The organism is Roseateles chitinivorans (genome assembly GCF_050632145.1).
In the GTDB taxonomy this organism is placed as follows: domain Bacteria; phylum Pseudomonadota; class Gammaproteobacteria; order Burkholderiales; family Burkholderiaceae_C; genus Roseateles; species Roseateles chitinivorans_B.
Map to the genome: position 1 here is coordinate 3,417,881 of NZ_CP192577.1, position 24,333 is coordinate 3,442,213.

Genomic DNA, 24,333 nt, shown 5'->3' on the forward strand with positions numbered 1-24,333 from the left:
GCGTGAGGGCGCCCGCTTCGCGCAGCGGTCTACGCGCCCTGTCACGGGCCGCTGGCGGACTGGTCCTGTTCAGCATCCTGCCCGTCGCGGCGACGGCGGCCGGGGACATCCCGGCCGTTCCTGCACAGGAACGGCCGGTGGTCGGGACGTCATGGCGCGAGCAGGCCGAGGCCGATCTCGTCGCGGCACACCGGCTGATCGAACAGGCGCACCCCGGCATGCTCGAGCCGGATCCCGCCTTCCACGCCTGGCGGACACGCGGGTTCCGTCAGGCGATGGCGCTGGCCCGGCAGGCGGACACGGAGGCGCGGGCCTGGACGGCGCTGCGCTTCTACGCGGCGGGTTACCAGGACGGCCATCTGGCCGTCTGGCGCGAGCGGCCGCCATCCGGGGGCGCGCGCTGGGCCGGCTGGAATGTCCAGTCCCGGTCCGGGAAGTACCTCGTGACGCGCAGCGCCGCGCAATGGCGCAGCGCATTGCCGCGCGTCGGCGATGAACTGCTGTCCTGCGATGACGTGCCGGTGCGCGATTGGCTGGGTTCGCGGGTCGCGCCCTACGTGGACCGCCGGGCGCTCGATGCCGCCAGAAGCCATGTGGCCCTGCACCTCACGAACCAGTGGCCGAACGAACAACCGTGGCGTGTCGCGCCACCCGCTCGCTGCACCGTTCGCACGACCGCCGGGCGCACGCAGGACATCCCGTTGACCTGGCAGGACTCGTTCGAAGGGCTGACCCGCTGGCGCGCCGAAACGCCGCCCCAGGGCGTGACTGCGCCGTCGGGGTCGATCCGCTGGATTCATGCGTCCGACTTCATGACCGAGGACGGCGAGCGGCTGTCGGCCTTCCTGGCCGAGATCGCGACCATCGGCGCGGCTGACGAGGTTCGCGCCGTCGTGCTCGACACCCGAGGGAACAACGGCGGCAATGCGATGGTCGGCTTCCGCGTGTTGCAGGCGTTGTTGAAGGAACGGACGCCGGCGGACGATGGGGCCTCGAAGGCGACGTGGCGGGTGTCCGGGATCGCGCGCGATGCCCTGGTCGAACGGTTGGCGATGGCCGCGCGGCTGGAGGGGGCCGACGGCCCGACGCTGCGTCTTGTCGCCGAATTGCTGCGAGGCATGAACGAGGCCCTCGCACGGGGCGATGCGACCTTGCCGCAGCCGGATGACACGCCGGCGCAGGACCCGAGGCCGGAGGGCCGGGCCTTCGGCGGTCAACTGGTGCTGCTGACGGACAGTCATTGCGCGAGCGCCTGCCTGGATTTCGCGGACCTCGTGCGGCGCGTTCCCGGCGTCATGCATGCGGGACTCCCGACCTCGGGCGACACCCGCTACATGGACATCACCGTGCGGCAGCTGCCCAGCGGCGCGAGCCTGGCCCTGCCGCTGAAGGTCTGGCGCGGGCGGCCGCGCGGCGACAACGAGCCGCTGGTCCCCCGTTTTCCCTACGCGGGCGACATCGGCGACACGGCAGCGGTCCAGGCCTGGGTCAGAGACAAGGTACTGCCGCACGCTCAGGGCATCGCCCCCAATGACCCGGTGACCGCGTGGTCCGTTCGGGCCCCACGCGGATATCGCAGGCGCGAATTCCTGGTCAAGCGCTACACCCCTTGGGGGGTGAACGCCACCCCACACCTTCAGGCAGGTTGGGCGCATAGCGCGCACCGGATCCGATTCCCTTTTGAGGCGCCAAAAAGTCCCGCCCGGCTCGCGGCGAGTCCCACCAGACTCCGGCCCCGCCGATGGATTCAATTGGCAACAGAAGTTTCAATTCAGGGAATGTCATGAAGTTCGAAGTCAAGAAGGTGTTCGTGTTCCTGCCGCTGATCGCGGCGCTGGCGGCGTGCGGCGGCGGTGGCAGTGACGGCGACACCGCAGTCAACGCCAACGTGGGAACGGGCACCACGGGCACCACGGGCGGCAGCGCTGGTGGCAGCACAGGCACCACGACCGGTGGCGGCAGCACCGGCACTTCCACCTCGTCGGTCACGGCCTTTGCGCCGGGAACCTCGCCGCGCTACGTGGTGATGAGCACGGCGCTGCAGGGCGCCGGTCGTCTGCAGGCGGTGGACCAGCAAGCCAACGGCGGCGTCGTCGCGCTGAACGGCAACGTGCTGGCCGGCGCCGACCGTGTGGTGGCCGACATCACCGGCGACGCGAGCGTCGCGCTGGGCCGTTGGACCAAGGGCACCGCCACCTTGGGCAGCACGACGACGACGCTGGGCGCGACCGTCTATTCCAACGTCCATTACATCGCCTACAACGCGCTGGACGCCTTCCCCACCAGCGGTGCCTACACCTGCGATGCCGGCAAGTTCACCTCGCCGACGCTGGTCGAGGACCCGAACACGCCGGAGATCGGCACCGCGCGCGGCAGCGCGGCGCTGAGCTACACGGCATCGGGCGCCGTGGTGGACGCGTCGATCACCGTGGATCTGGGCAACGGCAAGACGGGCACCGTGTCGGCCACCGGCCGCACGCTGTCCAGCCCGACCACGAGCCTCTACACCGGCAGCCTCCTGAGCAGCGGCATGCAGGGCTTGATGCTGAGCACGGCGAAGGGCACGGGTGCCCGGCACCGCGTGATCGTCGGCTATGTGGCCGTGGCGGACGGCACGCGGTATCGCGGCATCGCGACGTTCGACTGCGCAGCGCAATGATGCGCCGCTCGTGAGCGGCGGGCGCCCATGCGGGCGCTCCTCACGGAAGACGAAGCCGGCCTCGTGCCGGCTTCGTCGTTCAAGGGACGCTCGCAGCCTCGGTCTCGATCGCGGACAGGTTTGATATTTATCAACGCGAGAGCGCTGCGCGACCGCCAGCGCCTGCCACTCACCGGATGTCGTGCATCGAGCGCGGCGTTCCCGGACATCAACGAGTGGAGAAAACCCATGACCTCTGGAATGAAGCATGCCCTGGCGGTGCTTCCGCTGATCGCGACCCTGGTCGCCTGTGGTGGGGGAGGCAACGATGGCGGCACGGAGGCCGTCAACCCGGCCACGACGACCGGCGACAAGGTCGACGGCACGATCGCGGGCAACGCCGCGGCGGCGGACCCCGGCAAGGTCGAGGAGCCCTTCCTGAAGCTCACCACGCTGCGTTACCTCGCGATCAGCGCCACCTCGCAGGCGACCGGCGCGGTGGTGACCTGGGACCAGCAGCCCGCGGGCGGTGTTGTCGCCATCAACGACAACACGTTGACCGGCCCCAACCGGTCGGTGCTGAACGTCGCCGGTGATGAAACCTGGGGGCAGGGCCGATGGGCCGGGGGAAGCGCCGTGATCGGCGGACGGTCAACGGTGCTTGGGACGGCGTCCAACGGCGCCTTCCATTACGTCGTCTTCAACCAGCCGATCTCGTTCCCGACCTCCGGCAAGCTGACCTGCGATGGGGGTCAATTCACGGCGCCCAACGTCCTCGATGCCGCCACCGGCGAAGCGCTCGGTCTCGCGACCGGCACGGCCGCGCTCAGCTTCGCCGACGACGCTGCCGTGGCGGACTTGTCGATCACGGTGACGGCCAGGTCCGTCGTGGCCACCTCGTCGACGAAGGGCCTCGCCCTGCGGCCGGGCAGCACGCCATTCACCGGCGGTTTCGCCGGCCAAGGGGACGGGATGATGCTGACTCTGGGGGACGCCGGCAACGGCAAGTTCCGTCTCATCGCGGGATACCAGGTCACCGACACCCGCGCCGGTGCCAGCTATCGCGGCGTGGCCACATTCCTGTGCTCGAACTGACCAGGGGCAGGTCACCCTCCTCGTGGAGATGTGGTGGGGCCGATGGCGACGTCGGCGGTGGGGTGGAAGCCGGTGGATCGCCGGGCGGCTCAGCGCCGCGGGCCGTAGTGGCCCGGGATCCAGCGGCGGCCGCCGCCGCGGTTGTCCCAGTAGCCGTCGATCCAGATCGTGCCGGTGACGACCGGGCCGCCGTCCGAATAGCCGTAGCCGCCGCCGTCGACGTAGCCGCGGTCATAGCCGTGATAACGGTGGGCGGGGACCACGACGCAGCCGGTCAATGTCGCGACCAGCGGCGCTGCGACCAGCGCGAGCAGCAGGGAACGAAGCGTTCGCATGTGGGACCTCCATGAAGGGGACAACATGCGTGGACAACGCGGTCCTGGCGGTCGCAGATGACCGGGGGCGCCGGACATTACCCGGCCGACAAGGAGTAACGGCCGGTGAGCCGGGTCAACGCGACCCGGCAGGCTCGACCGACCCGGTCGAGCCGATCCCCGATCAATACGGGCCGTTCGCCAGCCAATGTTCGAGTTGCGGCAGGCGGTCGTTGCCCCAGAAGCGTTCGCCTTCGACGATGAAGAACGGCGAGCCAAACACGCCGCGGGCTTCGGCGAGGTCGATCTCGGCCTTCAGGCGGGCGCGCGCGGCGGTGTCGTTGGCGATGGCCTGGAGCTGGTCGGGCGAGACGTGCTGGGTGGCGCACAGGTCCTGCAGCACCTCGGCCTGCGCGATGTTGCGGTCGTCGACGAAGTAGGCCTTGTAGACGGACTGCGCGAACTTGCGGCCCTGCTCGGGGTCGCGGTCGTTGAACCAGTGGAACAGGCGCGCGGCCATCTCGGTGTGCAGGCCCAGCGAGGTCGGCGTGTTGTAGGGCACCTTCATGAACGCGGCGAGCCGGGTGACGTCGCGCCGCACGTAGTCGCTGCGCATGACGCTGTTGGGCACGCGGATGCGTTCGAGCGACTGGAAGTTGGCGTCCAGCACGATCGCGTGCCAGTTGACCGTGCGGCCGTACTTGGTCGCGAGCTCGTCGATGCTCTGCGCGGCGATGTAGCCGTAGGGCGAGGCGAAGTCGAAATAGAAGTCGATCGGTGCGGGCATGCGGGCTCCTGACAAGGCGCGCGGATTGTAGGAGGGGGAACTTCCCTGTTGCTGAAACCGACTCGGCGTTCCTCCTCGGAACGTCTGACCGTGCTGTCAGGTACGCTTCCATCCGCACGATTGACTTGCCGGCACATGGCCAGCGTCCCGCCCGACCACTCTCATGAAAACACTTCGCATTTCCGTCGCTTTCTTGTCGCTCTGCCTTCCGCTCGCCGGCCATGCTCAATGCGAGAGCGAAGCGGCGGCAATCGCAACGGCCACGGCGCTCCAGCAAGAGGTGGGAAGCTTCAAGGAGTCACAACAGGCCTCCGTCAAGGAAGTGATGCGGCTCTTCGAGACGAAGGCCAATGAATTGGGATGGAGCAAAGAACAGCGTGCTTCGTTTCTGGATGATGCGACCAAGACCGCGGTGTACGTCTACCTCCAATTGGGAATCCAGAAGGAGCAGCTCGGCATCGCCGCCATACAGCAGGAATTGAACCAGCCCGAGATCAGGAAGGACCCGGTGGCCGCCTGTGTGACCGGGCTGAAGATGGGGCCGCATTTCCGCGAAGTCGCTGTCATCAGCGGCAAGCAATTGCAGTATCTCCGGGAGCGCATTCAGGCCGCGAAGTGAGACGATCGCCGCGGCGTCCGCGGCCCCTTGAACACGAGTGGATTCGATGGACTACATCGATACGCCGGTGCATCGTTCCGCGCGGCTGGCAATCTCGCAACTGTTCCTGGATACGGAATTGGATGAACTCGACCTGAAGTCCATCGCGCGTGAATTGGCAGCGGCGGGATTACCCGTCGACGAACTGCAGCGCATCTACGAGACCGAAGTCGCGCCGGCCTGCTGGCGGAATCTCCACGCCTTGCCGGGCGGCGTGTGGACCGGCTTCGACGGGCAATCACTGGACGAGGCGATCCGGCAGCATCGCATTCGGAACGCGATACCTACGCTCTGGCAACGGTGGTCGATTCGACGTTGGACTGCAAGCACACGTGATGACTGGTCGCGCGTCATGAAGGCGCTGACGGGCATCTGAACTGATGCGCATGGACCAAGCGCCTCACGCCACTTCTCCGACTCTTATGACCCACATCGTCACCGGATTCATCGCCCTCACCGACCTGCTGAGCGACTTCTCAAAACGGCAAGGACTGGCACCTCCGGTGACGCTGTCGCAAGGACTGGCCCTCTTGCCAACGCGAGACGGCGACCTCGACGCCCTTCTGCCGCTGCCACTCCCGGGGTCGACCGACGGCTTTGTCTATCTGTGCGACCCACTGCTGGCCGTCCTCGCTGAGCTGTCTCGCGGAGGTCGCGTGATGTACTTCGAGACTGACTATTTCGGCGGCGCCGGTACGCAAGGAGCGGTGCTCTTTGATGACGGTCGGCTTGCCTACGGACCGTGTTCCTCCGAACGCATCGGCCCGATCAATGAGGCGCTCGCGTTGCTCGGCGTGACCGTTCAGGCGCCTGCCCGCGACGCGTTCGACACCCTGGGCCTGGGGAGCAGGCGGCGCACCGAGGACTGGATCGATATCGATCCGGAGTGAAGAGCGGCCATCTTGGCCTCATCCATTCCCGCTATCGCTGCCGCTACTGCATCCGTCCATCGCCCGTCAACCACCCCCGGGTGGCGATGTGTCAGTCCTGTTGCCTTCCGATACAGTCATTTACCTCAGTTCCCCATGAGGGCGTGCACTCCGTGAGGGATGTCACCACTCAGGGACTGATCAGGGCAAAACCGGCGCGAGCCGGCGACGCAAAGCCTCCGGTCTCGGCGCCGACATCCGACAGATGTCACGAGTTGAGATAGCGGGGTTGCCGAACCGGACTCGACCGGTTCGTGACGCATCGCCGCTCGCCTGGCCCGTCCTGGGTTGAAAAAACAACGCCAGACCAACGGCAGGCAGGGATGCAAGAGAAGTATGAAATGCGGACGCCCACGCGGCGGCGTCCGGCCGTCGGCGTGCCGACGGTCGCCACCATCGCGATCGCTGCCGCCTTGTGCGCCGGCTACGAAACCGCCCGGGGTCAGGCCTTGCCGCCGGGCACCGTCGACCCCGATGCGCAGCGCCAGCTCCAGCAGCAGCGCGAGGCGCAGCAGCGCCAGTCGCTCGAACGCGAACCGGACATCCGCCTGCGCGCCAGCGCGCCGCAGGCGCGTCCCCGCCTGCGCGACGACGAGTCCCCGTGCTTCCCGATCAGCCAGATCGAGCTGCGCGGCGTCGAGGGCCAGCCCCGCATGGCGCGCCAGATCGGCGCGCTCGACGGCCCCCAGGGCGACGACGCGCCGATCGGACGCTGCCTGGGCACCGGCAGCATCGCCACACTGGTGACGCGGCTGCAGGACGCGCTGATCGAGGAAGGCTTCATCACCACGCGCGTGCTCGCGGCGCCGCAGGATCTGTCGACCGGCCATCTCGTGCTCACCGTCGTGCCGGGCCGCGTGCACGCGATCCGTCTGCGCGAAGGCACGTCGCCGCAGGTGCGGCTCGCCAACGCGCTGCCGGTGACGCCCGGCGACGTGCTCAACCTGCGCGACATGGAGCAGGCGCTCGAGAACCTGCAGCGCGTCCCCGGCGCGCAGGCCGACATCCAGGTCGAGCCCGCGCAGGGCACCGGCGAGCCGGGCTACAGCGACCTCGCCGTCAGCTACCAGGGCGGCCGTCAGTGGCGCTGGCAGGTCTCCCTCGACGACAGCGGCAGCGAGGCCACCGGCCGCTATCCGCTGGCGCTGACCGCGTCGCTGGACCATGCGCTGACGCTGAACGACCTCTTCTACGCGACGCTCAACCGCGATGCCGACTGGCTGGCGCGCCGCGTCGACGCCCGCGACGGTCCGCACAAGGGCACCGGCGGCCACGTGCTGCACTACTCGCTGCCGTGGGGCCACGCGCTGGTCAGCGTCACGGTCAGCCGCAGCGGCTACCGGCAGGTCGTCATCGGCGCCAACCAGACCTATGTCTACCGCGGCGCCAGCAGCAATGGCGAACTGAAGCTGACGCGCATGCTCTGGCGCGACGGCCAGTACAAGTTCAGCGGCTACGTGAAGCTGTTCGGACGCGGGTCGCGCAACTACATCGACGACACCGAGGTCGAGGTCCAGCGCCGTCGCACCGGCGGCTGGGAGGCCGGCATCAACCTGAAGCGCAATGCCGGCGGCATCGGCAGCGAGGCCGAGCTCAGCCTGAAGCGAGGCACCGGTGCCTTCCATGCGCTGGAGGCGCCCGAGGAGGCCTTCGGCGAAGCCGAGTCGCGCGTGCGTCTGCTGCAGGGGAGCTACAGCGTCAACGGCGCGCTGGCGCTCGGCCGCCGTCAGCTGCAGCTGAGCACGTCGCTGCGCGGCCAGTACGCGCTGAACCGGCTCACGCCGCAGGACCGCTTCTCGATCGGCGGCCGCTACACGGTGCGCGGTTTCGGCAGCGACGCGTCGCTGTCCGCCGACAACGGCCTGCTCTGGCGCAACGAGGCCGAGCTGCCGCTGTCCGCGGCGCAGCAGTCCCCGGCCGTGTCGATGTACCTCGGCGTGGATGCCGGCCTGGTCGGCGGCAACGGCGCCGAGCGTCTGGCCGGCCGGCACCTGACCGGCGCCGTCATCGGATCGCGCGTGCGCACGCAGGGCGTCTCGCTCGAGGTGTTCGCCGGCGCGCCGTTGTGGCAGCCGTCGCGCTTCCCTGCCGCCCGCGTCGTCGCGGGCTTCAACCTGACCTATTCCCGCTGAGCGGTCGGCGTTGAGCGGCCCCGGCCGATCCGCCCCGTCCAGCCACCCCGTTGACCTGTCGTGTTGACTTTCTCCCGGTGATATCGCGATGAACCGTCTCCAGTACCGAATCGTCTTCAACAAGCAGCGCGGCCAGCTGATGGCCGTGGCCGAGACCGCCCTGAGCCATGTCAAGGGCGGCGGTGCCGGGGAGAGCAGCGGACCGGCCGCCCGCGCGCCGGCCAGCGCCGAGGCGGTTCCCGCGGCCTCGCGCGGCCCGCCGACGCTGCTCGCGCTGGCGGCGGCCTTCGCGATGGGCGCGGTGATCACGCTCGCGCCGGACGCGTCCGCGCAGGTCAAGGCCGATCCGAACGCGCCCAAGGGCCAGCAACCGACCGTGGTCAACAGCGCCAACGGCACGGTGCAGGTCAACATCCAGACGCCGGGCGCCGCCGGCGTCTCGCGCAACACCTACAGCCAGTTCGACGTCGACAAGCGCGGCGTGATCCTGAACAACGCGCGCACCGACGTCAGCACGCAGCTCGGCGGCTTCGTGCAGGGCAATCCGTGGCTGGCCAGGGGCGGCGCACGCGTGATCCTGAACGAGGTCAACAGCAGCGCGCCCAGTCAGCTGAAGGGCTATGTCGAGGTGGCCGGCCAGCGTGCCGAGGTCGTCATCGCCAATCCGGCCGGCATCCAGGTCGACGGCGCCGGCTTCATCAATGCGAGCGCGGCCGTGCTGACCACCGGCGCGCCGCGCTTCAACGCCGACGGCAGCATCGCGGGCTACGGCGTGCAGGGCGGGCTGATCCGCGTGGACGGGCAGGGCCTGGACGGCGCCTCGACCGACTACACGGCGCTGCTCGCGCGCGCCGTCGAGATCAACGCCGGGATCTGGGCCAAGGACGCCCGCATCCAGACCGGCACGCAGGTGATGACGGTGGACGGCACCGGCGTCGCCGGCGGTGAATCGCTGACGCCGACGGGCGAGCGTCCGCGCTATGCGCTGGACAGCACCGCGCTGGGCGGCATCTACGCGCAGCGCATCACGCTGGTGGGCACCGAGGCGGGTCTCGGCGTGCGCCAGGCCGGACAGGTCGTCGGCGGCCAGCTGACGCTGCGAGCGGACGGCTGGCTGGACAACACCGGCACCGTCTATGCGCAGGAGGCCGATGCCAACGGCGCGCCGGCGCTGACGGTGCAATCCAACGCCGGTGTGCGCAATGCCGGCTGGCTGGCGTCGCGCGGTTCGGCGGACGTGCGCGCGCCGCAACTGGTGGGCGAGGCCGGCAGCGTGACCGCGGCGGGCCTGGCCGCGGACGGCGCGATCGTGGGCGGCGGCGGCAGCCTGGCGCTCACCGCGACGCAGTCCGCGAAGCAGGCCGGCCAGTTGCTGGCCGCGGACCGGCTGACGGTGCAGGCACCGACGATCGATCTCGGCGGCGCGCAGGCGCAGGCCGGCTCGATCGCGCTCGACGGCGACACGGTGGCGGCGCGCGACGCGCTGCTCATCGCCGGCAACGGCATCGAGGCCACCGGCACGGCGTCGGTCGACCTGACGCGCGCGCAAGCGCAGGCCGGCACCATCGTCGCGACCGCGCCGACGCTGACCGTCGACGGCGCGCAGCTCTCGGCCGGCGGCACGCTGAGCCTGAAGGCCGACGGCCGCTTGAGCACGCAGGCGGCGAGCCTCGCGGGACAGGCGCTGTCCGTCGCCGCGCATGACATCGACCTGCGCAAGTCCGAGTGGCTGAGCCTGGGCACCGAGGCCCTGTCCGTGAGCGTCCTGGGCGGCATCGTCGCCGACGACGCGCGCATCGCCACCAACGGGACCGATCTGCTGCTCGCGGCCGACACCCTCAGCGCGCAGCGCGCCCGGGTGGAGCACTACGGCGCCGGCGCACTGCTGATGCGCACGGGCTCGCTGGACCTGGGCACCGCGCAGGTGCTGTCGAACGGCCTTTTCCGCATCGACGCCACCACGGCGGTGATCGATCGCGCCGAGGTGTCGGCCTCGACGATCCGATGGCAGGCGACCGAGCTGTCGCATCGCGGCGCCCGCACGCGCGTCGCGTCCGGAGCCGATGCCTCCGTCGACGTCGACGGCCGGCTCGACAACACCGGCGGCGTCCTGCAGGCCAACAGCGACACGCTGTCGCTGCGCGCCGCCGTCGTGGAGAACAGCGAGGGGGTGCTCTCCACCAGCGGTCGCGTGCTGCGGGTCGAGGCTGGCCGTCTCGGCAACCGGAGCGGCGTGATGCAGTCCGCCGGCGCTCTGGGGGCCGGCGCCGGGCAGCGGATCGTCGCCATCGACAACACCGGCGGCCAGATCGTCGCGGACGCCCTGTCGCTGAACGTGCAGCAGCTGGTCAATGCGGACGGCGTCGTCGCGGCGAGCGGGCGCGCCTCGCTGCTCGCGGGTGAATGGGACAACGGCAGCGGCCGCCTCGAGGCAGGCGCGCTGACACTGAACGCCGATCGCCTGCTGGGGACCGGCAGCCTCTATGCGCGCGGCGACGCCGCCATCGCGGCCACGCGACTCGAAACGACGGGCGTCCTCGCGGCGGGGGGCGCCTTGTTCGTGCGGGCCGACCAGGTGTCGACCACCGGTCTGCTGGCCGCGGGTCTGCGTGTCGACGGCACCGTCGGCAACGCGGGCGACCTGAGCATCGATGCCGCCGGGACGCTGCGTCATGGCGGCACGCTGCTGGCCGGCGGCGCATTGACGGCGACCGCGGCGTCGCTGGCCCTGCAGGACAGCGCCTCGCAGGCCGCCAGCGTCGCGATGACGGCCCGTCAGGGCGGCATGACGATGGACCGCGCGACGGTGTCGACGTCGGGCGCCTTGGTGCTGGACGGTGCCGGCCAGCTCTCCACGGCAGGCGCACGTCTCGCCGGCGCCCAGGTGGCGATCAAGGCGGACGGATGGCGCAACGCGGACGGCGAAGTGCTGCAGACCGGTCCCACGGGCGCGATGACGCTGCAGGTCGCCGGACGTCTGGACAACGCGGGTGGACACATCGGCGCCAACGGCGCATCGCTGGGAATCACGGCCGGCTCGTTCGACAACACGGCAGGCCGCGTCGCGCAGGCGGGCGATGCGCTGACACTGAACACCGGTCGCCTCGACGGCGCGCGCGGCGAGTTGCTGGCGCGAGGCGCGCTGCAGATGCGCGTCAGCGGCAATGCGGACCTGAGCGATGCGGTCACGCAGGCGCGCACGATGGACCTGCAGGCAGGAGCCTTGGTTCACCGGGGCGGCAAGATGGCCGCGTCGGAAGGCCTGGTCGCCGCGGCGCGGACCATCGACAACGCGGCCGGTGCCATGCAGGCCGGTGGCGCGGTGTCGGTGAGCGGCGATACGGTCAGCAACCTCGACGGCGAGATCAGCGGCAGGACCGTCGCGCTCGACGCGGGGGCGTTGACGAATGGCGGACGAGGCCTGATCACCGGCGCGGACCGCCTGACCGTGCGTGCGAACACCTTGGACAACGCCGGCCATCTGCAGTCGCAAGGCGGGATGACGTTGAACGTCGTCGACAGTCTCGCCAACAGCGGGACGGTGCAGGGCCTGGGCGACCTCGTGCTGAACGCCGGGCGACTGACCCAGCAATCGACGGGCACGATCGCGGCGCAAGGACATCTGGGCGTCGACGCGACCTCCATCGACAGCAGCGGCGCCTTTGCGGCGGGGCTGCCCGGCAACGGCAGTGCGGCGGCCGGCGGTGACCTGAGCTTGCGCACGACCGGCGTGCTCCGGCAGGGTGGCAGCCTGTTCGCGGCGAGCACCCTGTCCGTCAGCGGCGGAACGCTCGACCTGGATGGCAGCCGTTCGAAGGCCGCGACCCTGGCGTTCACCGCGACCCGCGGCGACCTGTCGCTGAACGGTGCGCAGGCGGCGGCGGCCGATGGGCTGTCGATCTCGACGTCGGAGGCGCTGCGGACGACCGGCGCCACGCTGAGCGGCCGCGACGTGACGCTGGCCGCGCGGGAATGGAACAACACGGGCGGCGTGCTCGCCCAGACCGGCAGCACCGGCGCATGGCAGGCGACCGTCGCGGAAGGCCTCGTCAACGCCCAGGGTGTCATCAGCGCGCAGGGCCGCGCGATGTCGCTGCAGGCGGGCCGCCTGGACAACGCCAACGGCCGCCTGGTGCAGGCCGGCGGCGGCGACCTCGTCCTGCGCGCGGACCGCGTGGACGGTGCGTCGGGGCAGCTGCTGACCGACGGTCGGCTGACGATCCAGACCACCGGGGCGATCGACCTGAATGGCGCGACGACACAGGCCTCGGCGCTGACGCTGACCGGTGCGAGCCTGGACCACCGCAACGGCCACCTGCTGGTGCAGGGCGATGCGGCGTTGACGATCACCGCCGCGTTGCAGAACCAGGGCGGACAGATCAGCGCGATGGGCGCGTTGAACGTCGGGGCGGCGACGATCGGCAATGGTGCCGGCCAACTGGACGGCCAGCGCGTGACGCTGACCGCGACCACCTTGGACAACGGCGCGCTGGGGCTGATCGCCGCGCGCGGCGACCTGACGGTGTCCGCCGCGGATTGGATCAACGGCGGCAGCGCGCAGGCGCAGGGCCGCGCGGACCTGACCGTGACCCACACGCTCGCGAATGCCGGCACGATCCATGCGCAGGGCGATGCCGCGCTGACGGTCGGTACTCTGACGCAGGACGCGTCTGCCATCGTGGCCGCGCAGGGCGGGCTGACGATAGCCGCCGGCAGCATCGCCAGCGCCGGCACGCTGGCGGCGGGATTGAAGGGCGACAGCACGCTGGCGGCGGCCGGCGACCTGCGGCTCACCGTGGGCGGCACGCTGCAGCAGAGCGGCCACCTGCTCGCCGCCGGCGCGTTGAGCGCGACCGCGGCGCATCTGGATCTGGCGGACAGCCAGGCGAAGACGGCGGCGGCGACGCTGGTCGCGACCGACGGCGCGGGAACGATCGGCCTGGATCGCGCGACCTGGTCGGTGCGCGACGCGCTGTCGCTGGAGGCGGCCGGTGCGGTCGACAGCGGCCGCGCGACGCTCGAGGCCGGCTCGATCCGCCTGACCGCGGGGAGCTGGGGCAACCTCGCCGGCCGCTGGTTGCAGACGGACGCGGGCGGCGCCTTCACCGCGACGGTGAGCGGCCTGCTGGACAACCGCCAGGGCGAACTCGGCATGAACGGCGCGTCGACGACGCTGGCCGCCGATCGCGTCGACAACGGCGCGGGACGGATCGCCCAGGCGGGCGGTGCGCTGGATGTCCGCGCACGCCAGTTCGACGGTGCGCAAGGGCAGGTGCTCGCCACCGGCGCGCTGACGCTGAACGCCAGCGGCGCGCTCACGCTCGACGGGGCGACGACGCAGGGCGCCAGCGTCCGCGTCGACGCAGGCAGCCTGAGCCACGTGAACGGTCGCCTGCTGAGCGCCGGCGACGCGATGCTGCGCGTCGGCGGTGACCTGGACAACCGAGGCGGCCTGATGCAGGCCGCGACGGCCCTCGACATCGCGTCGGCGGGCATGAACAACACCGCCGGGCAGTTGTCCGGCCAGACGGTGGCGCTGCGCGCGGACCGCCTGGACAACGGGGCGCAAGGCGTGATCGGTGCAGGCGGCAGGCTGACGATCGACGCGGGCCGACTGACCAACGCCGGCACGGTGCAAGGGGGGCGACACGACGCTGACCGTCGCCGGCCTGTTCGACAACAGCGGCATGGTCTACGGCCAGGGCCGCGCGACGGTGCAGGCGGATGAACTGCGCAACGGCGGCACGATCGCCGCGCAGGGGGCGCTGGGCGCCTCGACGGGACAACTGAGCGGCAACGGCGTGTTCGCCGCGGGTCTGCGTCCCGACAACACCTGGGCGACGGGCGGCGACCTGTCGCTCAGCGCGACGCGATCGCTGCAGTTCGGCGGTGCGGCGACGGCGGCGGGTGATCTGAGCGTCACCGCGCCTTCGCTGCAATTGCAGGGCGCGCAACTGCAGTCCACCACGATGGCGCTTCGGGCCACCGCTGGTGAACTGTCGCTGGATCATGCGGCGGTGGCCGCGGCGCAGCGGCTGGAGATGGCGGCGACGGCGCGCCTCGTGACTGCCGCCGCGCAGGTGAGCGCCGGTGATGTCCGGCTGACGGCCGGCGACTGGCTCAATGCCGGCGGGCGTCTCACGCAGACCTCGTCGGCGGGAACGCTGCAGGCGGTGCTCGGCGGGAACCTCGACAACCACGGCGGCACCCTCGAGTCCGCCGGCGCGCAGCTGACGCTGGCCGCGGGCACCGTCGACAACGGCGCGGGCCGCATCGCGCAGGCCGGCGGCAATCTCACGCTGCGCGCGTCGCAGTGGGACGGCGCGCAGGGCCAGGTGCTGGCGTCGGGGGCGCTGGACTGGCAGGTGAGCGGCGCCTTGACCGCGACGGGCGCGACGACGCAGGCGGACAGCCTCCGCCTCGTCGCGGGCAGCCTCGCCCATGACGGCGGCCGGATGACGGCGGCGCAGTCAGCGACGCTCGATGTCGACGGCAGCCTGGGCAACCGCGGCGGCAGCATCGTGGCCGGCGCCGGTCTGAGCGTCGAAGCGGGGCGCCTGAGCAACGCGGCCGGCGGTCAGATGCAGGCCGGCGGCACGTTGCAGGTCGGCGTGACCGGCACCGAGGCGCTGGACAACCAGGGCGGCCGTCTGCGCAGCGGCGGCGACATGACGATCGCCGCCGCGGCGCTCGACAACCGCGGCGGCTGGGCCGGCAGCGACGGGCAACTGACGGTGCGCGCCGGCGGTGCGCTGCTGAACCAGCAGGGCACGCTGCTCGCGCAACGCGCGATCTCGCTGGAGGGCGGGTCGCTGACCAACCAGGGCGGTCGCATCGCCAGCGTGCAGGGCGCCATCGGCCTCACCACGTCCGGACTGCTGGACAACGCGCAGGGCTCGGTGCTCGCCGCCGGCGGCCTGACGTTGCACTCGACCGGCCTGGGCAACCAGGGCGGTGAACTCTCCGGCTCGACGGTGACCGTGGACGCGCGCGGACAGTCGCTGGACAACCGCGGCGGCCGCGTGCTGGCCAGCGAGGCGATGACGGTGCGCAGCGGCGCGCTGGACAACCAGGGCGGCCTGCTGCAATCGCTGGGGGCGCTGTCGGTGGACACGGCCGGTGCCGCGCTCACCAACACCTTCGATGCCTCGATCACCACGGTGACCGGGCTCCGCGCCCAGGGCGCGCTGCGCGTCGACGCTGGCAGCGTCGACAACGGCGCGGGCATGGCCGGCAACGCGGTGACGATCAATGCCGCGTCGCTGGTGAACCGCAACGCGATCTCGGGCCAGTCGGTGAGCCTGGGCATCGCCGGCACGCTGGACAACCGGGGCGGGCAGGTGATCGGCGCGCAGACCACGACGGCGACGACGGGTCAGGTGCTCAACCAGAACGGCCTGATCTTCGGCGGCCAGACCTTGGACCTGCGCGCGGGCGGACTGATCGACAACCGCGACACCGGCGGCGCCAACCTCGGTCTGCAGGGCGGCGGCGTGACGCTGCGCGCGGCCACGATCGACAACCGCAACGGACAGCTGCGCGCGGACGGCGATCTGCGCGCGTCCGCGTCGCAATGGCTGGACAACGGCGGCGGGGTGCTGAGCGCGCTCGGCCAGGCGGTGATCGGCGACGGCGGCGCGGATCCGCGCGCCTCCGCGCTGGACCTGCGCAACGGCAGCGGCAAGGTCTGGGGCGCCACGGGCGTGACCGTGGCCGCGGCAGGGCTGTCGGGCGGCGGCGAGATCGCCAGCGGCGCGGACCTGAGCCTGACGCTGGGCGGCGACCTGACCCACGGCGCGGGGACCCTGCTGCAGGCGCGCGGCGACATGGCGCTGACGCTGGGCGGCAACTTCACCAACCAGGGCGTGCTGCGCGCCGGCGGCGCGTTGAGCGTCGACGCGCGCAACATCGACAACCAGGCCAGCGGCGAGCTCAGCAGCGCGGACACGCGGCTGACGACCTCTGGCACGCTGACCAATCGCGGCCTGATCGACGGCGACCGCGTCCGCATCGATGCGGGTCAGCTCCTCAACGTCGGCAGCGGCCGGATCTACGGCAGCGACCTGACGATCGTCGGCGGGCAACTGGCCAACGGTGCCGAGAACGGCCAGTCGGCGGTGATCGCCTCGCGGGGCGCGTTGACGGTGTCGATGACGGGAGCGGTGTCCAACACCGCGCAGGCGCTGATCTTCGCGGACAGCGACCTGTCGCTGCGCGCGGCCAGTCTGCTCAACGAGAACGCCACCATCGAAGCCAGCCGCCTGCTGCAGCTGGACGTGAGCGGCGGCATCGCCAACCGCAGCGTCCACGCCGGGGCGGAGGCATTGCCGCAGGATCCGGCGGCGCCGCGCGTGCTCGACAGCAAGGCCTTCATCAGCAGCGGCGGCGACATGCGCATCACCGCCGGCCAGGTGATCAACAGCGGCGCGACCATCGAGGCGCGCGCCAACCTGCTGCTGCAGTCCGCCGACATCCAGAACCTGAATCCCTACCTCAAGTGGCAGCTGGTCAACGGGCAGAGCACGACGGGCTGGGAGTTCCAGGCGCCGGGCAGCACGGTGCGCTACAAGCCGGAGGACATCCGGGTGCTGTGGTGGGTCACCGACACCGGTCTCGGCTGGAGCAGCAAGTGGGGCAGCCCGGCGCAGGGTTCGCTGGAACCGTTCGTCTACGAGTTCCATCCGAAGCAGTCGACCTGGTCCCAGGACACCTACAACCGCAAGATGCTGCTGCCGTCGACGCGGTATCCGAACGAGGTCTTCGGCCGCTACCTGGGCGGACTGGGCGGGGACTCGGACGGCTCGGCGCAGCGTTGGTTCGAGTGGCGCCGCAGCGCCGATGTCAGCTCGCAGTCCTGCGACGGCGACGGCAATTGCTCGACCTACGTCGATCCTGGCGCGCACTATCCGGTCACGGACCGCATCTGGTCGGACTTCCAGGTGACGCCGGGCGACGACGCGGCGCTGGACGCCGCGATGTCGGCGTTCTTCAACGACGCCAACAGCCGCCTGCGCGGTGACTTCACCGCGTTCAACTACACGCGGACGACGCAGTCCGCGGCGGTGACGCAGAGCGCGGCGGGGCAGATCATCGTCGGCGGCACGCTGCGCGTGGAAGGCGGCAAGATCGTCAACGAGATGAGCCGCGTGATCGGCCGCACCGGCGTCGACATCCAGTCCACGGACATCGACAACCGGACGACCCGGGTCAATGTCACGGGCACCGAGCAGGTCGACGTGTACCGGACCTGGAACGACGGCTCCAGCGTGCCGAACACGGGCATCGGCTACACGACGACGAACGCGGTCATCAACGACCAGGTCGATCTGAAGCTGCCGGCGCTGGGTGGCGGAGCGGCCGGCGCGGACCCGACGCCGGGCGGCCGGCAGCAGGCCGGCGCGGTCGGTGGCGCGGGCGGCGCACAGTCCCAGCAGGCGTTCGTCGCCAACCTCGTGGGCGCGGGCGCGGCGGGATCGACCGGCGCGCTGAACGGGCCGACGCGGCAGTCCATCATCGGCGGCGGTGACGCCAGCGTCGGACGCGCGACGGCGGCCTGGCGCAGTGGCGGCCAGCAGCAGGCGGTGGCGGTCGACGCGCAGGACGCGTCCAACGGCGCCGTCGCGGCGGATCTGCGCGTGCGTCATGCCGCGGAGACCGGCGCGCAGATCGTGCGCGGCGCCGACGGTGCCGTGGTGCGCACCGACGCGCAGGCGCAGGGCGTGAACGCGCAGGACCTCCGGCTCGTGGCGCTGCAGCCGTCGAGCGGGCAGGGCGCCAGCGTCAGCGGTCCGGGCCGGATCACGACCGGCGGACTAGGCGCGGCGCAGGTCGTTCCCGGCAAGGATGCCAACGGGCGTCTGCGCGCGGTGCCGGCCTCGCTGGCGCTGCCGGGCAACAGCCTCTTCAAGCTGCGGACGGACACGCGCTCGGGTTACCTGATCGAGACCGACCCGCGCTTCGCCAACTACCGCGACTGGCTGTCCAGCGACTTCCTGCTGCAGGCGATGTCGGTGGACCCGGCGACGGCGCAGAAGCGGCTGGGCGACGGCTTCTACGAGCAGCGCCTGGTGCGTGAGCAGATCGGTCAGCTGACCGGATCGACCTTCCTGCAGGGCTACGCGAGCGACGAGGAGATGTACCGCGCGCTGCTGACCAACGGCGCGAGCTTCGGCCAGTCGCACCAGCTGCGGCCGGGCGTGGCGCTGACGGCGGAGCAGATGTCGCTGCTGACGACCGATCTGGTCTGGCTGGTCGAACAGGAGGTGACGCTGGCGGACGGCTCGACGCAGCGCGTGCTGGTGCCGCAGGTCTACCTGCTGCCGCGTGACGGCGACCTGCAGGGCACGGGCGCACTGATCGCGGGCGACCGCGTGAACCTGGCGCTGAGCGGGAACCTGAACAACAGCGGCGACCTGCGCGCGACGGGTGGCCTGAGCGCGACCGCGCAGAACATCGTCAACAGCGGCAGCATGCGCGGCGCCAGCGTGGCGCTGAGCGCGAAGGAGGACCTGCGCAACATCGGCGGCGAGCTGACGGCGACGGACACGCTGAGCCTCTCGGCGGGGCGTGACCTGGTGGTCGCGAGCACGACGGCGAGCGGCGCGACGGACACCAGCCAGCGCACGGTGCTGAGCCGCGTGGCGAGCCTGAACGCCGGCGGCGTGATGGTGCTGCAGGCGGGGCAGGACGTGGTGCTGGACGCGGCGCAGCTGCGCCAGACCGGCGGCGCCGACGGCGGCATCCTGGTGGATGCCGGGCGGGATCTGAAGCTGGGGACGGTGAAGACGGCGAGCAGCGATCGGGCGACGTTCGATGCGAAGAACTTCCTGAATTCAAGCCAGAGCCAGGACGTCGGCACGACCATCCAGGCGCAGGGCGCCGTCGTCCTGAAGGCGGGCCAGGACCTGAGCGCCACGGCGGCGCAGGTCACCAGCACGCAGGGCGCGGTGACGCTCAGCGCGGGCCGCGACGTGTCGCTGCTGGCGGGTGAATCGACGGCCTCGCTGGAGGAAATGGCGCACCGGACGAAGAAGAGCCTGCTGAAGAAGACGACGACCACGACGTACAGCAAGGTCGACGAGACCGGCGCGATCGGCACCACGCTGAATGGCGACACGGTGACCGTGCTGGCGAAGCAGGACATCCTGCTGCAGGGCGCGCAGGTCAAGTCGGAGGGACTGACGACGCTGGACGCTGGTCGAGACCTGTTGCTGCAGAGCGCGGAGCAGACACGCGACTCGACCAGCTTCAGCCAGACCCTCAAGCAGGCGAGCGGACTGGGCAGCACGCTGGGCAAGGCGATGGTGCTGACGGGTGGTCCGATGGAGGCGCTGGTGGGCACGGCGCTGCTGACCCGCCAGAGCGGCGCGCAGAACCAGACGCAGCACGTCACCGAGTCGGTGGGCAGCTCGATCAGCGCGGGCAGCCTGGTGGCCAACGCCGGGCGCGACATCGCGCTGCAGGGCGCCACGGTGGTGGCGGACTCGGACGTGCTGATGCACGCGGCGCGCAACCTCACGATCGGCACTGCGGAGAACACGCAGCAGGGCAGCAGCAGCTCGAGCAGCAAGAAGAGCGGCTTCATCGGCAGCGCGTTGCAACCGGCGGTGGGCACGGTCAAGCAGAGCAGCACCGGCGAGCAGTCGAGCACCACGCAGACGGGTTCGCAGATCGCGAGCCTGGGCGGCAACGTGACGCTGACCGCGGGCGAGCGCTACACGCAGACGGCCTCGCAGGTGCTCGCGCAGAAGGCGGCGGACGGCACGGGCGGGGACATCGACATCCTGGCCAGGAAGGTGGTGATCGAGGCGGCGCAGAACAGCGCGGACAGCACGCAGACGAGCAAGTTCAGCAAGACGGCGCTGGGCGGCACGGTGAGCGTGCCCATCGTGAGCGCGGTGCAGAGCGCCATCGGCGCGGCGGAAGCGAGCGGCAAGACGAGCGACCCGCGCATGCAGGCGCTGGCGGGCATGAGCGCGGCGCTGGCGGCCAAGGATGCGGTGGATGCGGCGCAGACGCTGACCAAGGGCACCGGCATCAAGGTCGGCGTGAGCCTGGGGACGTCCAAGAGCGAGAGCAGCAGCGTCGAGCAGAGCACCACGGCCGTGGGCAGCCAGATCGTGGGGCAGGGCGACGTGACCATCCGCGCCACCGGCGACGGCAAGGACAGCACGCTGCAGGTGGTGGGCTCGGACATCAAGGCAGACGGGAAGACGACGCTGAAGGCCGATGGCGCCGTCGATCTGCAGGCGTCGCAGTCCAGCAGCACGCTGAACAGCAAGAACAGCAGCAGCGGCGCGAGCATCGGTGTCTCGTACGCGTTCGGCGGCACACAGAACGGGTTCACGCTGGAGGCTGCGGCCAACCAGGCCAAGGGCAAGGCTGAAGGCACTTCAGTGAGCCAGACCTTGACGCATGTGTCGGGCGATCAGGTGCGCATCGAGTCGGGCGGGGACACGACGCTCAAGGGCGCGGTCGTCACGGGCGGCAAGGTCAGCGCCGACATTGGCGGCAACCTCAACATCGAGAGCGTGCAGGACACGGCGGCCTACACGGCCAAGCAGCAGAGCGCGGGCGTGGGCGTGAGCCTGTGCATCCCGCCGTTCTGCTACGGCGCGAGCTCGGTGAGCGGCAGCTACAGCAACGCCAAGGCCAACGGCAACTTCGCGTCGGTGACGGAGCAGAGCGGCATCGCCGCGGGCGATGGCGGGTTCCAGCTGACGGTGAAGGGCAACACCGACCTGAAGGGCGGGTTGATCGCGAGCACGCAGCAGGCGGTCGACGACAAGAAGAACAGCCTGGTGACGGGCTCGCTGACGCACAGCGATCTGGACAACACGGACAGCTACAAGGCCAGCGGGTTCAGCGTCAGCGCGAGCGTGAGCAGCAAGGTGGGGGATCAGCCGTCGAAGAAGACGGACGAAGAGAAGAAGGGCGACGGCAAGTCCAGTACCAAGCCCGGCTTCGCGCCGGGGATCGGCAGCGTGAGCGGTGGTGCGAGCAGCACGACGGGCAGCGGCATCAGCGGCGCGGAGATCACGATCACCGATGTGGCCAAGCAGAAGGAACTGACGGGGCAGGACGCCGCGACGACGGTGGCCGGCTTGAACCGGGACGTCACCAGCGAGAAGGACAACAGTGGCGCGCTGAAGAAGAGCTGGGACGGCCAGGCGCTGATGAGCGAAGTGCAGACGCAGATGCAGATCACGCAGCAGGCGTTGCCGCGGATCGCCAATGAGATCGGCACGCAGATGGACCGCAAGTTCAAGGAGCTTGAGAAGAGCGATCCGGTGGAGGCGGCCAAGTACGCGGAGGGCGGGGTGTACCGCGTGGCGGCGCATGCGGCGCTGGGCGCGCTCGGCGGCGGATTGGCTGGAGGTGTCGGCGCGGGCGCGTCGGCGAAGGCCGTGACAGCGATCGACGACGCGGTCAAGGGACTGGGCCTATCGGAGGAAGCGCACCAACTCGTCATCGCCGCGGCGGGCACGGCAGTCGGCGCGGTCGTCGGCGGCGGGGACGGCGCGGCGATGGCAGGGAATCAGGTGGTGAACAACTATCTGAATCACAAGCGCTCAAACCCGATGCGACTTTCAGAAAAGGAACAGTACGAAGTGGCGGCTGAGGCTTGCGGCAAGGGTGACCAGAGTGCTTGCAAGCGGCAATCCGATCTCGCATTACTCTCCCGACAGCGCGACTTGGCGCTTCAGCAGGCATGTGATTCGTCCGGAACTGCGCCGAAATGCGATTTTCTGAAAAAGGACGCTGCAACCAAAGGCAACGACGTCTTCAATGACAACGGTTTTGTCTATGCCGTGAGTCCAGAAATGGGGCTAGTTCGTCGACTGAATCCCCAATTTGCCAAACCGACATATTCTCCCGGACAGGCAGTTCATGAATGGCAAGCTGGCGTTGGCACTCCCGCCTTGACTGTAACAACTGGCGCGGTTGGACTGGTTGTGCGCGGTGTGTTAGTGGCTGAAGGGGGCTATCAGATGGGGACTGGTGCCATGCAAATGCGGGACGGCGACACCTCAGGCGGCGCATGGACATTCATCAGTGGCGCTTTAAACGCCGGTGGCGCTATCGGCGGCGAGCTTGGCCTTGCAACAAGGGGCACGAGTTCGATCGCAAAGTCGGAAGCTAATGCCTGGGGATCTGGTAATGGTGAAACTTCTCCTGCAAACCTAGTGCCGCCAAGTCTCGTGTTGAGAGGAAATGGCGGCGTGCCAGTTTCCTCGATGATCGAGTCGAACACGACAACTCGCTTGAGTGGCGGAGTCACCTTGTCGGATGGTCGTACCCTGCCGGCGGGGACAACAGTGACGACCTCGGGAGATTCACTGTTGGCTGCTCTTCCCGATGGAAGTTTCATTCACGGTCAACGGTCCGTGCTCGAAACGCTCAGCGCAAAAATTGATAACGTGTTAGATTTTCACGAGAAGGAAATCCCCACCTTTCAAGCATCCACAAGGTATACGTTTGGTGAATATGCCGACCGTGTTAAGACTGGCGCGTCGCTCGAATCAAGTGCCGCAACCTTTGTTAAAGATGATGCCGGGAAGGGCTTTATCGCCTTGTTCAATGGCAAGTGGGGAAATGATCAAGGTATTGATCTTCCTTACGCGGTGATGGAAAACGGCAAGCCTCAATTGATTCTTGGTGAAGCGAAGGCTGGAGACTCATCATTAAGCTCGCTCGGTGAAAATAAAGCTGTGACCTTAGATAAAAATCTGGCTCAGATTCGTCGCGATATTCAGGGGAGCGCGCTGGACGGTGCCACAAAGGAAGCATTGCTTGATCAGATTGACAACCGTACCTATAAGGTTGAGTTGTATGTGTCTGAGAAAAATTCGGCCAAAACTCCTAGTCGTGTCGATTCGTCGCTTGTTGATAGAATGAATCAGCCCGTCACCCGCGTTGTGGTGTTTCCTCGCAAAAAGGTGAAAAAATGACCTTCAATAATCGAGAGTTGTGGTATTCGAAAATTCGGCAAGATATTTCGCAAGAAGGCGGTGTTTTGGGAGCGGCGAGGGCAATTGAAGAGCGTGGAGGGCCATTTGCGACATGGGATAAATTGGCTTCGCCAGAGGGGCCGTGCCAGCGGTATTTCTCATCAGGTATTTATGTGTCTCTTCTTGATCCATCCAATGAAGTTGCCAGGAAATATCTGAAATGGGCTGTTGAATCGTCGTCGCGTGCGCTCCACGATGATCGATTTTCTGTTGCTTCCGAAAATCGATCAAGGGGATGGATGAATCGTCCAGGGTTTCCCGGGAACCTCGGGGAGGTTCGGGCAGTTAATGTGCTGGCCTCCGCAATGCTGAACATGGGACCGATTGATGCCGCAGCTCTTGTTCAAAGCTCTCTTGAAATTTCTCAATCTGCCTTGGCATACAAGGGAAAGTCGTGGAATGATCAATTGGTGCAAGGGCGATATTTATATGCGGTTCGGTTATCAATGCTCGCCGGGGCGTGGGATAAGGCGCAAGAGTTGATTGCGGTAAAGCGACAATTTGACGCGCTTTCACGGCATTTTGAGTTGCTGAAAGTCATTTTGGAGATTTTGCCTTGCCCGAGTATGGTTGTTAACAAAGCTTCGGTCTTGGTGGACTATTCGAAGATGATTAATCATCCTGAGGCGGGCCATGTTATCGATGCTGACACTGCATGGCCTGAATATTGTTTGCGGCTTGAGTTGGCGTTGATTGGGCAACGCGTAAGCTCTAGTGGAGAGAATTTTCCCGATTGGCCGAAAGTGCTGGAGCAAGTGGTTGGCTGATT

Annotated in this window: 12 protein-coding genes and 1 riboswitch; of the genes, 10 read left to right on the forward strand and 2 right to left on the reverse strand. The window is 69.0% G+C overall.

The genetic code is table 11. From position 1 onward, the window contains the following. Positions 1 to 2 precede the first annotated feature (2 nt). The 3 genes from ACQ86G_RS15730 to ACQ86G_RS15740 are packed head-to-tail and all read left to right on the forward strand — an operon-like array spanning position 3 to position 3,733. Positions 3 to 1,787 (forward strand): S41 family peptidase, encoded by a 1,785-nt coding sequence (locus ACQ86G_RS15730; protein ID WP_431256223.1) that lies wholly within the window; start codon positions 3 to 5, stop codon positions 1,785 to 1,787. After that, complete coding sequence (locus tag ACQ86G_RS15735) at positions 1,784 to 2,659, forward strand: hypothetical protein (RefSeq protein ID WP_431256224.1); 876 nt, start codon at positions 1,784 to 1,786, stop codon at positions 2,657 to 2,659. The genes ACQ86G_RS15730 and ACQ86G_RS15735 overlap by 4 nt, the downstream gene beginning before the upstream one ends. Positions 2,660 to 2,686: 27 nt before the next feature. Next, positions 2,687 to 3,733 carry a hypothetical protein gene (locus tag ACQ86G_RS15740; protein WP_431256225.1) on the forward strand — a complete coding sequence of 349 codons (1,047 nt, stop codon included), beginning with the start codon at positions 2,687 to 2,689 and terminating at the stop codon, positions 3,731 to 3,733. A gap of 89 nt (positions 3,734 to 3,822) precedes the next feature. Here ACQ86G_RS15740 and ACQ86G_RS15745 read toward each other — a convergent pair whose 3' ends face one another. Both ACQ86G_RS15745 and ACQ86G_RS15750 read right to left on the reverse strand, forming a co-directional pair. Continuing rightward, entirely contained in the window at positions 3,823 to 4,068 is a 246-nt protein-coding gene (locus tag ACQ86G_RS15745; protein ID WP_431256226.1) for a hypothetical protein, read from the reverse strand. 163 nt (positions 4,069 to 4,231) lie between these two features. Further along, a complete protein-coding gene (locus tag ACQ86G_RS15750; RefSeq protein WP_431256227.1) occupies positions 4,232 to 4,834 on the reverse strand; it encodes a 2-hydroxychromene-2-carboxylate isomerase in 603 nt (200 codons plus the stop codon). Positions 4,835 to 4,997: 163 nt separating this feature from the next. Here ACQ86G_RS15750 and ACQ86G_RS15755 point away from each other — a divergent pair, with 163 nt between their 5' ends. The 7 genes from ACQ86G_RS15755 to ACQ86G_RS15785 all read left to right on the forward strand — a co-directional run bounded on the left by ACQ86G_RS15755 (position 4,998) and on the right by ACQ86G_RS15785 (position 24,331). Further along, entirely contained in the window at positions 4,998 to 5,453 is a 456-nt protein-coding gene (locus tag ACQ86G_RS15755) for a hypothetical protein (protein WP_431256228.1), read from the forward strand. A gap of 46 nt (positions 5,454 to 5,499) precedes the next feature. Continuing rightward, the gene (locus ACQ86G_RS15760) at positions 5,500 to 5,868 is read left to right on the forward strand and encodes a DUF7079 family protein (RefSeq protein WP_431256229.1); all 369 of its coding nucleotides are present in this window, start codon (positions 5,500 to 5,502) and stop codon (positions 5,866 to 5,868) included. Positions 5,869 to 5,914: 46 nt separating this feature from the next. After that, positions 5,915 to 6,382, forward strand: coding sequence for a hypothetical protein (locus ACQ86G_RS15765; protein WP_431256230.1), 468 nt, complete (start codon positions 5,915 to 5,917; stop codon positions 6,380 to 6,382). Between the two features lie 174 nt (positions 6,383 to 6,556). Next, a riboswitch (cyclic di-GMP riboswitch) is annotated at positions 6,557 to 6,658 on the forward strand. A 104-nt stretch (positions 6,659 to 6,762) separates the two neighbouring features. Further along, positions 6,763 to 8,553 carry a ShlB/FhaC/HecB family hemolysin secretion/activation protein gene (locus ACQ86G_RS15770; protein ID WP_431256231.1) on the forward strand — a complete coding sequence of 597 codons (1,791 nt, stop codon included), beginning with the start codon at positions 6,763 to 6,765 and terminating at the stop codon, positions 8,551 to 8,553. A gap of 88 nt (positions 8,554 to 8,641) precedes the next feature. Next, positions 8,642 to 14,281 (forward strand): filamentous hemagglutinin N-terminal domain-containing protein, encoded by a 5,640-nt coding sequence (locus tag ACQ86G_RS15775; RefSeq protein WP_431256232.1) that lies wholly within the window; start codon positions 8,642 to 8,644, stop codon positions 14,279 to 14,281. Beyond that, positions 14,241 to 23,504 carry a hemagglutinin repeat-containing protein gene (locus ACQ86G_RS15780; protein WP_431256233.1) on the forward strand — a complete coding sequence of 3,088 codons (9,264 nt, stop codon included), beginning with the start codon at positions 14,241 to 14,243 and terminating at the stop codon, positions 23,502 to 23,504. Before ACQ86G_RS15775 ends, ACQ86G_RS15780 begins: the two co-directional genes overlap by 41 nt. Then, positions 23,501 to 24,331: a hypothetical protein gene (locus ACQ86G_RS15785; RefSeq protein ID WP_431256234.1), complete on the forward strand. Its 831-nt coding sequence runs from the start codon at positions 23,501 to 23,503 to the stop codon at positions 24,329 to 24,331. Before ACQ86G_RS15780 ends, ACQ86G_RS15785 begins: the two co-directional genes overlap by 4 nt. Positions 24,332 to 24,333 lie beyond the last annotated feature (2 nt).